This is a genomic window from Phreatobacter cathodiphilus, assembly GCF_003008515.1.
Taxonomy (GTDB): domain Bacteria; phylum Pseudomonadota; class Alphaproteobacteria; order Rhizobiales; family Phreatobacteraceae; genus Phreatobacter; species Phreatobacter cathodiphilus.
This window is the reverse complement of sequence record NZ_CP027668.1, coordinates 1,695,181-1,708,460: the sequence shown is the minus strand read 5'-3', so window position 1 is coordinate 1,708,460 and position 13,280 is coordinate 1,695,181. Positions and strand designations below refer to the sequence as shown.

At 67.8% G+C, this 13,280-nt stretch carries 12 protein-coding genes and 2 tRNA genes; 6 read left to right on the top strand and 8 right to left on the bottom strand.

All coding sequences use genetic code 11. The annotated features are described in order from the left end of the window. Positions 1-2: 2 nt before the first annotated feature. On the bottom strand, positions 3-1,184 hold the full coding sequence (gene metC / locus C6569_RS08355) for a cystathionine beta-lyase (protein WP_106748412.1): 1,182 nt from the start codon (positions 1,182-1,184) through the stop codon (positions 3-5). A gap of 231 nt (positions 1,185-1,415) precedes the next feature. Between metC and C6569_RS08350 the strand changes: the two genes are divergently transcribed. The 4 genes from C6569_RS08350 to C6569_RS08335 all read left to right on the top strand — a co-directional run bounded on the left by C6569_RS08350 (position 1,416) and on the right by C6569_RS08335 (position 5,907). Further along, positions 1,416-2,441, top strand: a complete 1,026-nt coding sequence (locus tag C6569_RS08350) for an amino acid ABC transporter substrate-binding protein (protein ID WP_106748411.1) — start codon at positions 1,416-1,418, stop codon at positions 2,439-2,441. Positions 2,442-2,577: 136 nt separating this feature from the next. Next, positions 2,578-3,771 (top strand): amino acid ABC transporter permease, encoded by a 1,194-nt coding sequence (locus C6569_RS08345; protein WP_106748410.1) that lies wholly within the window; start codon positions 2,578-2,580, stop codon positions 3,769-3,771. A 10-nt stretch (positions 3,772-3,781) separates the two neighbouring features. Continuing rightward, positions 3,782-5,095: an amino acid ABC transporter permease gene (locus tag C6569_RS08340; RefSeq protein ID WP_106748409.1), complete on the top strand. Its 1,314-nt coding sequence runs from the start codon at positions 3,782-3,784 to the stop codon at positions 5,093-5,095. Between the two features lie 38 nt (positions 5,096-5,133). After that, a complete protein-coding gene (locus C6569_RS08335; RefSeq protein ID WP_106748408.1) occupies positions 5,134-5,907 on the top strand; it encodes an amino acid ABC transporter ATP-binding protein in 774 nt (257 codons plus the stop codon). Between the two features lie 72 nt (positions 5,908-5,979). Here C6569_RS08335 and sseA read toward each other — a convergent pair whose 3' ends face one another. From sseA to C6569_RS08305, 6 genes are all read right to left on the bottom strand, one after another. After that, positions 5,980-6,837 carry a 3-mercaptopyruvate sulfurtransferase gene (sseA, locus tag C6569_RS08330; protein ID WP_245898271.1) on the bottom strand — a complete coding sequence of 286 codons (858 nt, stop codon included), beginning with the start codon at positions 6,835-6,837 and terminating at the stop codon, positions 5,980-5,982. Between the two features lie 13 nt (positions 6,838-6,850). Next, entirely contained in the window at positions 6,851-7,570 is a 720-nt protein-coding gene (locus C6569_RS08325) for an alanyl-tRNA editing protein (RefSeq protein ID WP_106748406.1), read from the bottom strand. Next, a complete protein-coding gene (locus tag C6569_RS08320; protein WP_106748405.1) occupies positions 7,570-8,610 on the bottom strand; it encodes a cysteine synthase A in 1,041 nt (346 codons plus the stop codon). Before C6569_RS08320 ends, C6569_RS08325 begins: the two co-directional genes overlap by 1 nt. A 79-nt stretch (positions 8,611-8,689) precedes the next feature. Continuing rightward, entirely contained in the window at positions 8,690-9,946 is a 1,257-nt protein-coding gene (locus C6569_RS08315; protein ID WP_425440703.1) for a class I SAM-dependent methyltransferase, read from the bottom strand. A gap of 208 nt (positions 9,947-10,154) precedes the next feature. Continuing rightward, on the bottom strand, positions 10,155-11,603 hold the full coding sequence (locus C6569_RS08310; protein WP_106748404.1) for a cryptochrome/photolyase family protein: 1,449 nt from the start codon (positions 11,601-11,603) through the stop codon (positions 10,155-10,157). Positions 11,604-11,702: 99 nt separating this feature from the next. Further along, positions 11,703-11,777, bottom strand: a tRNA-Asn gene (locus C6569_RS08305). A 132-nt stretch (positions 11,778-11,909) separates the two neighbouring features. On the opposite strand from C6569_RS08305, the gene C6569_RS08300 reads away from it, so the two are divergent. Beyond that, entirely contained in the window at positions 11,910-12,218 is a 309-nt protein-coding gene (locus C6569_RS08300; RefSeq protein WP_245898270.1) for a hypothetical protein, read from the top strand. A 9-nt stretch (positions 12,219-12,227) separates the two neighbouring features. Here the strand turns inward: C6569_RS08300 and C6569_RS08295 are convergent. Then, positions 12,228-12,301: transfer RNA gene (locus C6569_RS08295), tRNA-Cys, on the bottom strand. Positions 12,302-12,483: 182 nt separating this feature from the next. On the opposite strand from C6569_RS08295, the gene C6569_RS08290 reads away from it, so the two are divergent. Beyond that, positions 12,484-13,149, top strand: a complete 666-nt coding sequence (locus C6569_RS08290) for a protein-L-isoaspartate O-methyltransferase family protein (RefSeq protein WP_106748403.1) — start codon at positions 12,484-12,486, stop codon at positions 13,147-13,149. Positions 13,150-13,280: the final 131 nt, after the last annotated feature.

The following is a 13,280-nucleotide window of genomic DNA, read 5'->3' as shown; positions in this document are numbered from 1 at the left end:
CGTCAGCCGGCGGCCTTGATCCGCTCGAAGCCGGCGGCGAGGTCGGCCTGGAGATCGGCGACGTCCTCGAGACCGATCTGGAAGCGCAGGGCGGTGCCGCCGGGGTTCCAGGTGGTCGCGGTGCGGTAGGGGGCGCAGTCGAAGGGCACGACGAGGCTCTCGTAGCCGCCCCAGGAATAGCCCATGCCGAAGAGTTCCAGCCCGTCGAGGAAGGCGCCGAGCTGCCGTTCGGTGAGCGGGTGAAGGATGACCGAGAAGAGCCCCGAGGCGCCCTTGAAGTCGCGCTTCCAGATCGCGTGGCCGGGATGGGAGGCGAATGCGGGGTGCAGCACCGTCTTCACCTCGGGGCGCTGCGACAGCCACTCCGCCATGGCCATGCCCTGGCGGTTCGCCTCGTCGAGGCGCAGCTTCATGGTGCGCAGCCCGCGCAGGGCCAGGAAGCAATCTTCCGGCCCGGCGCCGACGGCGGTGAGATCGAAGGTCTCCTTCAGCGCCGGCCAGGCACGCGCGTTGGCGGTCACGAGGCCCATGAGCAGATCCGAATGGCCGCCGAGATATTTGGTGCCCGCCTCGATGGCGATGTCGGCCCCGCGCTCGTGCGGCGGAAAATAGAGCGGCGTCGCCCAGGTGTTGTCCATCACGACCAGCGCTCCCTTGGCGTGGGCCGCGGCGGCGATGGCGGGAATGTCCTGCATCTCGAAGGACTGCGAGCCCGGCGCCTCGGTGAAGACCACCGTGGTGTTCGGCCGCATGAGGTCGGCGATGCCAGCCCCGACCAGCGGGTCGTAATAGGTCGTCTCGACTCCGAAGCGCTTCAGCACGCCGTCGGCATATTGCCGCGTCGGGCGGTAGACGGAATCGGTCACCAGCATGTGGTCCCCGGCCTTGAGGCAGGACTGCAGCGCGACCGCGATGGCGGCGAGACCGGAAGGCACGAGGACCGTCCCCGCGGCGCCGGAGAGGTCCGTCCAGGCCTCCTCGAGAGCCCGTGTCGTCGGCGTGCCCTTGGTGCCGTAGATATATGTCTGGCGGCGCGCCTTCAGCTCCTCGTAGGTCGGGTAGAGGACGGTGGACCCTCTGTAGATCGGCGTATTGACGAAGCCGAACTGCTCGGCTGGCTTGCGGCCGCCGAGAACGAGCCGCGTGCGCTCGGACAGGCGCTTGGTATCAGAAGGGCCAGCCATACCTGCCTCGAATTGTTCAGGAAGTTGTCTCAGAGAGAAGAATCTCCCCAAGGGAGCGGCGGCCATTTCCGCGGCGAAATGTGCTCCCGTCAAGCCCTTGACCCCGCTGGCGAGATGGCCTGTGATGCAGAAATGCGGGGTCTTCGGGATGAAAGTCCTCGACGACGGTGCCGTTTCGGCGCCCGCAAAGACAACAAACAATCCACATTCAGAGTGGGAAAGGCTGCCACCATGAAACGTATCGTCTCAACGCTCGCGCTCGGGGCTGCGCTCGGCCTGGGCGCCACGGCCGCCCTGGCCCAGGCGCCCTCGACGCTCCGCAACGTGCAGAACAAGGGTTTCGTCCAGTGCGGCGTGACCCAGGGTCTCGCCGGCTTCTCCATGCCGGACAGCGCCGGCAACTGGACCGGCCTCGACGTCGATCTGTGCCGCGCCGTCGCGGCGGCGATCTTCAACGATCCGACCAAGGTCCGCTTCTCGCCGCTCTCGGCCAAGGACCGCTTCACCGCGCTCCAGTCCGGCGAAATCGACGTCCTGTCGCGCAATACCACCTGGACGCTTCAGCGCGACACCTCGCTCGGCCTGAACTTCGCCGGCATCAACTACTATGACGGCCAGGGCTTCATGGTGCGCAAGTCGCTCAACGTGAAGAGCGCCCGCGAGCTCTCCGGCGCCTCGGTCTGCGTGCAGACGGGCACCACCACCGAGCTCAACGTCGCCGACTTCTTCCGGGCCAACAACCTGAAGTACGAGCCGGTGGTGTTCGCCAGCGCGGACGAGACGGTGAAGGCCTATGATTCCGGCCGCTGCGACGTGTTCACGACCGACGCCTCGGGCCTCTACGCCGAGCGCGTCAAGCTCGCCAAGCCCGACGACCACGTCGTGCTGCCGGAGATCATCTCGAAGGAGCCGCTCGGCCCGGTGGTCCGTCACGGTGACGACCAGTGGCTCGACATCGTCAAATGGGTCCACTTCGCGATGATCACCGCCGAAGAGCTCAACATCACCAAGGCCAATCTCGACCAGATGATGCAGTCGACCAACCCCGAGATCCGCCGCGTGCTCGGTGTCGAGGGCAACGGCGGCGAGGCTCTCGGCCTGACCAAGGACTGGGTGGTGCGCATCGTCCGTCACGTCGGCAACTATGCCGAGGTCTTCGATCGCAACGTCGGCCCGTCCACCCGTCTCGGCATCTCGCGCGGCCTCAACGCCCTGTGGACGAAGGGCGGCCTGCAGTACGCGCCGCCCATCCGCTGAGCGCGCCCAAAAAAACGGCGCTGAGCGACTAGACACGATGATCGTCCCGGGTCCACGATCCGGGACGGTTTTCCGGTGAAGACAACCGCTTTCCATCGAGAAGGCACTCACCGGGCCAGAGCAGGGGATGGCGAATATGACGGACGGCACGTTGCCGGCTCGCGCGACAGGTGCGCCCAAAGTGGCGTTCTTCAACGATCCGAAGACGCGGAGCCTGATCTTCCAGGGATTGGCACTCGCTCTCCTCGTCTTCGTGATCTTCACGGCGGTCACCAACGCGGTGACCAACCTGCGCAACCAGAACATCGCCGGCGGCTTCGGTTTCCTGGAGCAGACGGCGGGCTTCGGCATCTCGCAGACGCCCATCGCCTGGGCCGAATCCATGTCCTACGGGCGGGCCTTCCTCATCGGCCTCCTGAACACGCTGCTGGTCGCCGTGGTCGGCATCTTTTTCGCGACCCTCCTGGGTTTCGTGGTCGGTGTTGCCCGCCTCTCGCCCAACTGGGTCATCTCCAAGATCGCCTACTGGTATGTCGAGGTGATCCGTAACCTGCCGCTGCTGTTCCAGATCCTGTTCTGGTACCTGGCGGTGCTCGCGGCCATGCCGACGCCGCGCAATTCCCACTCGCTGTTCGGCCTGTTCTTCGCCAACCAGCGCGGCATCACCGTGCCGCGGCCGATCTTCGAGGCGGGAGCCGGCGCCATCGGCATCGCTCTCCTCGTCGGCATCGTCGCCGCCTTCGCGGTCCGCTCCTGGGCCTACAAGCGCCAGGCGGCGACGGGACAGCAGTTCCCGGTGGCCGCCAGCATGGCGGGGCTGATCCTCGGTCTGCCGATCCTCGCCTATTTCCTCAGCGGCATGCCGATCTCCTTTGACTATGCCCAGCAGGGCCGCTTCAACCTGACCGGCGGCATGACCCTGATCCCCGAATTCGTCGCGCTCACCATCGCGCTGGTGGCCTATACCGCCGCCTTCATCGGCGAGATCGTCCGCGCCGGCATCCAGGCCGTCAGCTACGGGCAGACCGAGGCGGGCCGCTCGCTCGGCCTGGCGGAAGGGCGCATCCTCAACCTCATCGTCGTCCCGCAGGCGCTGCGGGTCATCATCCCGCCGCTCACCAGCCAGTACCTGAACCTCGCGAAGAACTCCTCGCTGGCGGTCGGCATCGGCTATCCCGACATGGTGTCGGTCGGCGGCACGATCCTCAACCAGACGGGCCAGGCGATCGAGATCATCGCCATGTGGATGGGCTGTTACCTGACGATCTCCATCGTCACCTCCATCTTCATGAACTGGTACAACCAGCGCATCGCGCTGGTCGAGCGGTGAGGGCACGGCGATGACCACCTCCTTCACCCGTTCGGAACTGCTGCAGCCGCTGCCGCCGCCGGCGAGCCTCGTCGGCCCCTGGGGTTGGGTGCGCGCCAACCTCCTGTCCAGCCCGCTCCAGGCGCTGCTGACCGTCGTCGGCGCCTATATCGCGGTGACGCTGCTCTGGACCTTCATCGACTTCACCATCATCCGGGCGGTGTGGACCGGCGCCGACCGGGACGCCTGCCTCGACGAAAAGGTCGGCCGGTCGGTCGGGGCCTGCTGGCCCTTCGTCTGGGCGAAGTTCGGCCAGTTCATGTACGGCTTCTATCCGGTGGACGAGCGCTGGCGGGTCAATCTGACCTATGCGGTGGCGGTGGCGCTCCTGGTGCCGTTGCTCATCCCGGCGGTGCCGCAGAAGCCGCTCAACGCCGTGCTGTTCTTCGGCGCCTTCCCCATCCTCGCCTTCAATCTGCTCTACGGTGGATCGCTCATCAATCCCTGGCTCAGCGTCGTCGGCTGGCTGGCGATCCTCGGCGGCATCACCCTCGTCGTCGGCTACCTGATGAGCCGGGTGGAGGGGCCGCCGAACATGCTCTTCCTCAAATGGGGCGGGGCGGCGATCGCCGTCGGCATCCTGCTCCTCCTGCTGGTGCGCACGGGGATCTTCGCCGTCCCGCGGCTGCCCGTCGTCGAGACGCGGCAATGGGGCGGCCTGCTGGTGACCCTGGTGGTGGCGACCACCGGCATCGTCGCGGCGCTCCCCATCGGCGTCGCCCTCGCGCTGGGGCGGCGCTCGAAGATGCCGATCATCCGCCTCCTGTCGGTGGCGGTGATCGAACTTGTGCGCGGCGTGCCGCTCATCACCGTGCTGTTCTTCGCCACCTACATGCTGCCGCTCTTCCTCGAGCGCTCGCCGGACGCCATGGTGCGCGTCCTGGTCGGCGTCTCGATCTTCTCCGGCGCCTACATGGCCGAGACGATCCGCGGCGGCCTGCAGGCGATCCCGAAGGGGCAGTTCGAAGGCGCCATGGCCCTCGGGCTGAACTATCCGCGCATGATGAGCCTGATCATCATGCCGCAGGCGCTGAAACTGGTGATCCCCGGCATCGTCAACGCCTTCATCGGCCTGTTCAAGGACACGACGCTGGTCTCCATCGTCGCGATCTTCGACCTTCTCGGCGGCATCCGCGCCGGCTTCACCGACCCGCAATGGGCGAGCCCCGTCACGCTCTACACCGGCTTCGCCTTCGCGGGGATCATCTACTTCGCCTTCTGCTACTTCATGTCCCGCTACTCGATCTTCGTCGAGAACCGCCTCAACACCGGACGCCGCCGCTAAGAGCGGCACTCCGTCGAACTGGATTTCAGGAGTTCCGCATGGCCAGCCCCTCCGTCGCCAAGATGCCGACGACGACCAACGAGGTCGCCGTCTCCATCACGGGCATGCACAAGTGGTACGGCGAGTTCCACGTGCTGAAGGACATCAACCTCACCGTCCACCGCGGCGAGCGCATCGTCATCTGCGGGCCGTCGGGCTCGGGCAAATCGACCATGATCCGCTGCATCAACCGGCTGGAGGAGCACCAGCAGGGCAAGATCGTCGTCGACGGCATCGAACTGACCAACGACCTGAAGAAGATCGACGAGATCCGCCGCGAGGTCGGCATGGTGTTCCAGCACTTCAACCTCTTCCCGCACCTGACCATCCTGGAGAACTGCACGCTGGCGCCGATCTGGGTGAAGAAGATGCCCAAGAAGGACGCCGAGGAGGTGGCCATGCACTACCTCAAGCGGGTGCGCATCCCCGAGCAGGCGATGAAATATCCCGGCCAGCTCTCCGGCGGCCAGCAGCAGCGCGTCGCCATCGCACGGGCGCTGTGCATGAGCCCGAAGATCATGCTGTTCGACGAGCCGACCTCCGCCCTCGATCCGGAAATGGTCAAGGAGGTGCTCGACACCATGGTGGGCCTCGCCGAGGAGGGCATGACCATGCTCTGCGTCACCCACGAAATGGGTTTCGCCCGGCAGGTGGCCAACCGCGTCATCTTCATGGATTACGGGCAGATCATCGAGATGAACGAGCCGGCGGCCTTCTTCTCCAACCCGCAGCACGAGCGCACCAAGCTGTTCCTCAGCCAGATCCTGCACTGAGCCGGGCACTACCCCTGACATGCAAAAGGGCGCCGCGAGGCGCCCTTTTTCCATCGCACGGCAAGGATGGGCTCAGGCCGGGCCGGTGACGACAGGGCAGTCGTCGCGGGCGCCCCATTCGCTCCACGAGCCGTCGTAGAGCCCGGCCGGCTGCTTGCCGAGGGCGTCGAGGCCGAGCCAGAGAATGCCGGCGGAGACTCCGGAGCCGCAGCTCGTGATGACCGGCTTGTCGAGGTCGACGCCCGCCGACGTGAAGGCGGCGCGGATGCGATCCTGCGAGACGAGGCGGCCGTCCTCGACCAGGGCGGAGGAGGGGACGTTGAAGGAACCCGGCATGTGACCGCCCTTGAGGCCCGCCCGGGGCTCCGGCGCCTCGCCGCGGAATCGCTCGGCCGAGCGGGCGTCGACCACCTGAACCTTGCCGCTCGCCAGAGCCTTCTTGACGTCGCCGAGATCGGCGACGGCGCCGTGGTTCTGCCGCGCCGTCAGATGACGCGCCTCGCGCGGCCGCGCCGGGCCGGTCTCGACCTCGCGGCCCTCGGCCACCCATTTCGGCAGCCCGCCGTCGAGGATGAAGACGCGCTCGATGCCGAAGCTGCGGCACATCCACCAGACCCGCGGGGCCGAGAACAGGCCCAGCGAATCGTAGACCAGGACCGACTTGCCGTCGCCGATGCCGAGCTTGCGGCAGGCGGCGGAGAAGACGGTCGCCGAAGGCATCATGTGCGGCAGATCGGAATCGGGGTCCTTGATGACGTCGATGTCGAAGCGCTGGGCGCCGGGAATATGGGCCTCCAGGAACTCGGCATCGGCATCCCGCTTCATCGTCGGCAGGAAATAGGAGCCGTCGAGGATGACGAGGTCGGGATAGCCGAGGTGCTCGGCCAGCCAGTCGGTGGATCGCAGCCAGGGCGAGGGCAGGGTGCTCACAGGTCTCGTCTCCTCACGCGAACACGACGCGCACGCGCCGGTTCTGCTTGCCTTTTTTCTCGATGGCCGAGACGGCCATCCGTCCGATCTCGCCGGTGCGCCGCACATGCGTGCCGCCGCAGGGCTGGAGGTCGAGGCCGGCGATCTCCACGAGCCGCACCTTGCCCGATCCCATCGGCGGCTTCACCGCCATGGTCTTGACCAGCCCAGGATTGGCCTCGAGCTCGGCATCGGTGATCCAGCGCTCCGTCACGGCCGCATCCTGCCCGATCAGGGCGTTCAGCTTCTCCGTCAGCACGTCGCGGTCGAGGCCGGATTCGGGAATGTCGAAGTCGAGCCGGCTCTCCTCGGCGCCGATGGACCCGCCCGTCACGGGATAGGGCAGAACCACGGAGAGCAGGTGCAGGCCGGTATGCATCCGCATCCGGGCATGGCGGACGGGCCAGTCGATGCGGGCGGTCACCTTCGTGCCCACGGGGGGAGCGAAGGCTCCCGGCGCCAGGACATGGACGATGTCGCCCTTGGTCTCGCCATAGACCGCGGTGGCGACGGCGAGATCCTCGCCGCCCAGCCGCAGCCAGCCGGAATCGCCGGGCTGACCGCCGCCGGTCGGATAGAAGACGGTGCGGTCGAGCTCCACGCCTAGCGCGCCGTTCTTCTCGCCGACGGCGGTGACCACCGCCTCGCATTCGGTCAGGTAGGCGTCGTCGCGAAACAGAAACTGGGTCGGCATCAGGTCACCGGCAGGAGGTCCGTCAGAGGCAGCGCCGGCTGTTCGAGCAGGGCCGGAACGGCCAGCCCTTTGCTGCGCAGGAAGGCGGGGTCGTAGATCTTCGAGGCATAGCGGAAGCCGTAGTCGCACAGAATGGTCACGATCGTATGGCCGGGTCCCATCTGGCGGGCGAGACGGATGGCACCGGCGACGTTCACGCCGGAGGAGGGGCCGACGCAGAGCCCCTCGTGCTCCAGCAGGTCGAACATGACGGGGATCGCCTCCTCGTCGGGAATCTGAAAAGCGACGTCGACGGGAGCCCCGGCGACGTTCGCCGTCACCCGTCCCTGGCCGATGCCCTCGGCGATGGAGGAGCCGCTCGCCTTCAGCTCGCCGCTGGTGAACCAGGAATACATGGCGGCGCCCAAGGGGTCGGCGCAGCCGATCGTCACGGCCGACGACCGCTCCTTCAGCGCCATCGCCGTACCGGCGAGCGTGCCGCCGGAGCCGACGGCGCAGATGAAGCCGTCGATGCGGCCGTCGGTGCCGCGCCAGATTTCGGGGCCCGTCGTCTCGATGTGGGCCTGGCGGTTGGCGACGTTGTCGAACTGGTTGGCCCAGAAGGCACCGTTGGGGTTCTCGCGCGCCAGCCGCTCGGCGACCCGGCCCGAGACCTTCACAAAATTGTTCGGATTGGCATAGGGCACGGCCGGCACCTCCATGAGGCGCGCGCCGAGCTGGCGCAGCGTGTCCTTCTTCTCCTTGGACTGGGTCTCGGGGATGACGATGACGCAGTCGAGGCCGAGAGCCCGGCCGACCATGGCGAGACCGATGCCGGTATTGCCGGCCGTGCCTTCGACGATGGTGCCGCCCGGCCGCACCAGCCCCTTCGCCATGGCGTCGCGGATGAGGAAAAGCGCCGCGCGGTCCTTCACCGACTGGCCGGGGTTCATGAACTCGGCCTTGCCGAGGATGGTGCAGCCGGTCGCCTCGCTCGCCCGCGTCAGGCGAATGAGGGGCGTATTGCCGATGGCGTCGACCACGGTGGCTGCAAGGGACATGCGACGGCTCCGCTCCGGCCCGGGACGCTATCCGAGCGTCGTGCGCGGCTCAACCCCGCGACACGGCGCCCGGCGCGAGCTACAGCCGGCGATAGACCATCTGGCGCACGTCGATGCCGCCCGTTCGGAACCCCGCCTCGCAGTAGCAGAGATAATAAAGCCACATGCGCCGGAACCGCTCGTCGAAGCCGAGCGGGACGAGCCGACCCCAGGCCGCCGTGAAGGTGTCGGCCCAGGCGTGGAGCGTGCGGGCATAGTCCCGGCCGAAACCGAGCTCGCCCTCGACGGCGAGGCCCGCCCGCCGCGGCAGGTCACGCATATGGGTCGGCGTCGGCAACATGCCGCCGGGAAAGATATAGGCGCGGATGAAGTCGATCTCGCGCACGTAGTCGCTGAAATAGGACTCGTCGATGGTGATGACCTGCAAGCCGGCGCGCCCGCCCGGCTTCAGGCAGGCGGCGACGCGGTCGAAGTAGGTCTGCCAGTACTCCTTGCCGACGGCCTCGAACATCTCGATGGAGGCGACGGCGTCGTAGCGGCCGCCTTCGTCGCGGTAGTCCTGCAGCTTGATGGTGACGCGGTCGGCGAGGCCGGCCTCGGCGATGCGGCGGGTCGCGTGGTCGAACTGCTCCCGGGACAGGGTCAGGCCGGTGACGCGGGCGCCGAACTCACTGGCGGCGACCTCGGCGAAGCCGCCCCAGCCGCAGCCGATCTCCAGCACGTGGTCGCCCGGCTTGAGCCCGAGCTCGCGCGCGAGCCGCCGGTACTTGGCGAGCTGGGCCTCGTGCAGGGTCTCGTCACCGCGGGCGAAGAGGGCCGAGGAATAGGTCATCGAGGGGTCGAGCCACTCGCGGTAGAAGGCGTTGCCGAGGTCGTAATGGGCGGCGATGTTGCGCCGCGCCTGGGTGCGGGTGTTGCGGTTGCGCCAGTGGCGGTAGCGCTGCATCAGGCGTGCGACGGGGTTGAACCGCGTCAGGTTGCGCACCGCCTCCATGTTGAAGGCGAAGAAGTGCAGGAAGCCCGAGAGGTCGGGCGTGTCCCATTCCCCCCGGATATAGGCCTCTGCGAAACCGACATCACCGTCGAGGATCAGGCGTCGGGCGAAGGTCAGGTCGTTGACGATCATCTCGGCGCTCGGACCGGCCTCGGCGCCGCGGAACAGAAGACGGCGACCGTCGGGCAGGCGGAGGGTCAGTTGGCCGTAGCGGATCTTCAGCGGATAGCCGAGGGCGAGGCGCATCAGCGAGGGCAGGCCGGCGGTGGCGCGGCGCAGGCTCTCTTTCGTCACCTCGATCGTTTCGGCGAGACTGGGGGCGGGGCGGCTGGTCATGCTCATCGGAACATCGCCTTCCGTTGGTTCGGAACGACTCGGGGCCCTCGAAACCGGCGTTGCGGCGGACCGTTCCAGGCGATGCGGTTCTCCCGCGACGGAAATCCGCGAGCGGCTGCGGTTTCTGGTGCCAAGGACAGACTAGGCAATTTCACAAATCCTTCAATGCCGCCGGGAGTTCCCGGACGGGGCGCGGAGGGGGCGGGTGAGGCCGTCATGCCGCGGTGGCGTCGCGGATTTCGGAAAGGGCGGCGAGGGCTCGCTCGCGCGCGGCGTCGTGGTCGACGATCGGCGCGGGATAGGTCTCGCCGAGAGTGACCCCCGCCTTCTCCAGGACTGCCGTCGGGGCCTTCCAGGGGGCGTGGATCGCCGCAGCGGGGAGCGCGGCGAGTTCGGGCACCCAGCCCCGGACATAGTCGCCGCCAGGGTCGAACTTCTCGCCCTGCAGGACGGGATTGAAAATGCGGAAGTAGGGGGCGGCGTCGGCGCCGGAGCCCGCCACCCACTGCCAGCTGGCGGGATTGTTGGCGACGTCGGCGTCGACCAGCGTGTCCCAGAACCAGCGTTCGCCCTCGCGCCAGTCGACCAACAGGTGCTTGACCAGGAATGACGCGACGACCATGCGGACGCGGTTGTGCATCCAGCCGGTCCGCCAGAGCTGGCGCATGCCTGCATCGACGAGGGGATAGCCCGTCAGGCCGCGCTGCCAGGCGCGCAGGGACGCGGTGTCGCTGCGCCAGGGAAAGCCGTCGAAGCGCGGCTGGAAATTGTCCGATGCCAGCGTCGGCCAATGAAAGAGCAGGTGGTAGGCGAATTCGCGCCAGCCGAGCTCGGCGAGGAACTTGGCGAGGTCGCGGCCATGGTTCATGCCGGCCGCGATATGCGCCTGGTGCCAGATCTGCACGGGCGAGATCTCGCCGAAGCGCAGGTGCGGCGACAGCCGCGAGGTCGAGGGGCGGTCCGGCCGGTCGCGGCCGTCGGCATAGCCGGCGAGCTCCTCGTCGAGGAAGGTGGTCAGGCGTGCCTGGGCGCCGGCCTCGCCGGGGGTCCAGACCTGCGGGAAGTCGCTGGCCCAGTTCGGACGGGTTGGCTCGAGCTTCCAGGATTCGAGATCCTCCGAGGGCAGGGGGCCCTCGAAGGCAGGGAGCGCGCGCGGTGCGCGCAGCGGCACGCGGATGTCGCCCAGCCGCTGATGGGCGCGCCAGAAGGGCGAGAACACCTTCATCGGCTCGCCGGCGGCGGATTTCACCTCCCAAGGTTCGCGCAGAAGATTGCCGGGCAGGCTCGCCGCCTCCAGCCCCTCCGACCGGAGGGCGGTCTTCAGCGCCTTGTCGATTGCGATGCCGCCGGCGTCGTAGCGCCGATTCCATAGGACCGTGCGGGCCCCGGTCGCGGCGGCGACGTCCGTGATGACCTCCCCGGCCGTCCCGGACCGGAGAACGAGGCTGTTGCCGAGCCCGCGAAGGGAGGCGTCGAGCGCCCGCAGGCTTTGTGCCAGCCACCAGCCGGCGGCGGCGCCCATGGCGCGTTGGCTGCCTGTGGGCGTTTCCCGGATGTAGAGACAAATGACCGGCGCGCCCGACCCGGCGGCGCGCGCCAGCGCCGGGTTGTCCGCGAGACGGAGATCATCACGAAACCAGACGAGGACGGGTGCTTGCGACATGAGCCGGTTACGGGCTCGCCGCTCGTCCGGTTCACCCGCGCCGACCCGCAGGCCAAGAAAAAACCCTGGAACGCCCAAGCGTTCCAGGGTTCTTCGAAATGGCTCCCCGGGCCGGATTCGAACCAGCGACCAACCGGTTAACAGCCGGTTGCTCTACCACTGAGCTACCGAGGATCACGTGCTCGTCGTGAGAGCGGCGCGAATAACACAGGTGCTTCGCCATTGCCAAGGGCCAATCGTCGCCAGCGGGCATTTTGATGGGCGGGGCAATTGATCCGACGGGTCCCCGGGGCCATGACTGTGCTCATGGATACAGCCGTCCCGCCCGCCTCCGACAGCAAAGCCGCGCGCGGGGCGCCGGTGACGGCCGTCGTCTTCGGCCGGCGCTATCGCCTGCCGGGCACGCCGCTGCGCCGCCGGGCGCTCGGCTGGTCCTTCATCGCCGGCGGCATGCTGAGCTTCCTGCCCGTGCTCGGGCCGTGGATGTTCCCGGTCGGCTTCGTGATTCTGTCGGTGGACAGTCGCCGCATGCGGCGCTCGCGGCGTCGACTGACCATCACCATCGGACGGCGCTGGCCGAAGCTGAACGCCGCGATGCAGCCAAAGCGGCCATGAGGGGAAAGGTGGAGGCCTCGCCCGGAATCGAACCGGGGTGCAAGGATTTGCAGTCCTCTGCGTAACCACTCCGCCACGAGGCCATCCCGTACTCGCCGGTCCAGCCGGCGCGGAGTGCGATCGCTCTAGCATGGTGCCGATGGCCCCGCAACAACCCTCGGGTGATCGCTGGCGCCTTGCCTTTGCGGCCGCACCACCGGTAAACACGACGCGACGACACGGCCTTAAGGCATCTTCCCGGTGCCGCGATCGAGGGATTGAGCCCATGATGGATTTTGCCAGGGCGCGCCGCACCATGGTCGACACCCAGATCCGCGTGAACGACGTGACGGACACCCGTATCGTCGATGCGCTGATGGCGGTGCCGCGGGAGGACTTCGTCCCCGAGGCGCTGCGGCCGCTGGCCTATCTCGACGACGATCTCGCCGTGAAGGGCGAGGGGGGCAGCCGCGGCGCGCGCTACCTCGTCGAACCGGTCGTGCTGGCGAGGATGATCCAGGCGGCGGGCATCGGGGCGGGCGACCGCGTCCTCGATGTCGGCGCCGCCACAGGCTATTCCAGCGCCGTTCTCGCCCGCATCGCCGGTTCGGTGGTGGCGGTCGAGGAGGACGGTGACCTGGCCTCCCGGGCGCGTGCCGCGCTCGGCGGCGATTCGCGGGTGACGCTGGTCGAAGGGCCGCTGGGGGAGGGTGCCGCCGACCGCGGACCGTTCGACGTCATCCTGCTCGAGGGAGCGGTGGAGCTCGTTCCCCAGGCTCTTCTCGGACAATTGAACGAGGGCGGCCGTCTCGTCGCGGTCGTCGGCACCGGCCGCGCCGCAAAGTGCATGATTCACGCCCGCCTGGGCGAGGAATACAGCGTGCGGCCGGCTTTCGACGCGGCCATCCCGCTGCTGCCCGGCTTCGAGAAACCGCGCGGATTCGTGTTCTGAGATCCTCAGGTGTTGCCGACTTGTCCCACCCGGTGGGGGAAGCGCGGACTAGACCGCCTCGAGGGGTTTCCTCGACCGGTAGATTTCATTAATTCTTTCATCCAGTGCCTTGGGGTCGTGGCGGACCACTC

Coding starts and splice junctions, on each gene's coding strand:
- C6569_RS08335 (WP_106748408.1), top strand. CDS start 5,134: ATGGCCAGCCCCTCCGTCGCCAAGATGCCGACGACGACCAACGAGGTC.
- C6569_RS08350 (WP_106748411.1), top strand. CDS start 1,416: ATGAAACGTATCGTCTCAACGCTCGCGCTCGGGGCTGCGCTCGGCCTG.
- C6569_RS08325 (WP_106748406.1), bottom strand. CDS start 7,570: ATGCCGACCCAGTTTCTGTTTCGCGACGACGCCTACCTGACCGAATGC.
- C6569_RS08290 (WP_106748403.1), top strand. CDS start 12,484: ATGATGGATTTTGCCAGGGCGCGCCGCACCATGGTCGACACCCAGATC.
- metC (WP_106748412.1), bottom strand. CDS start 1,184: ATGGCTGGCCCTTCTGATACCAAGCGCCTGTCCGAGCGCACGCGGCTC.
- C6569_RS08300 (WP_245898270.1), top strand. CDS start 11,910: ATGGATACAGCCGTCCCGCCCGCCTCCGACAGCAAAGCCGCGCGCGGG.
- C6569_RS08345 (WP_106748410.1), top strand. CDS start 2,578: ATGACGGACGGCACGTTGCCGGCTCGCGCGACAGGTGCGCCCAAAGTG.
- C6569_RS08310 (WP_106748404.1), bottom strand. CDS start 11,603: ATGTCGCAAGCACCCGTCCTCGTCTGGTTTCGTGATGATCTCCGTCTC.
- C6569_RS08315 (WP_425440703.1), bottom strand. CDS start 9,946: ATGAGCATGACCAGCCGCCCCGCCCCCAGTCTCGCCGAAACGATCGAG.
- C6569_RS08340 (WP_106748409.1), top strand. CDS start 3,782: ATGACCACCTCCTTCACCCGTTCGGAACTGCTGCAGCCGCTGCCGCCG.
- C6569_RS08320 (WP_106748405.1), bottom strand. CDS start 8,610: ATGTCCCTTGCAGCCACCGTGGTCGACGCCATCGGCAATACGCCCCTC.